Below are 243 nucleotides of genomic sequence, written 5' to 3'. Positions count from 1 at the left end.
CGGAACCGGCCCTTGACCGTGGGCGGGACCCGCTCCGCGCGCAGTTCGGAGAAGGGCGTGATGGTGAGGTTGCCCTCGGGGACGGTGACGGCCGCGGGATGCTCGGTGGGCGTGATGCGGACCGCGTAGGGGTTGGGGCCGGCGGTGGCGGCCGGGGTGCGGGGCGGGGCGAAGGTGAGCTCCACCGAGCCCGTGGTCCCCGGGTAGAGGCGGAGGGTCTGCGGCTCGACGGTCGTCCAGGGC

General features: G+C 75.7%; 1 pseudogene. It reads right to left on the bottom strand.

The annotated features are described in order from the left end of the window. Positions 1–243, bottom strand: a pseudogene (locus KVT45_RS55530) (hypothetical protein); the annotation flags it as partial.

Source organism: Streptomyces sp. GbtcB6, from assembly GCF_019091475.1.
Lineage (GTDB): Bacteria > Actinomycetota > Actinomycetes > Streptomycetales > Streptomycetaceae > Streptomyces > Streptomyces hyaluromycini.
The sequence above is the reverse complement of the archived record's forward strand: the minus strand, read 5'-3'. Positions and strand labels throughout refer to the sequence as shown.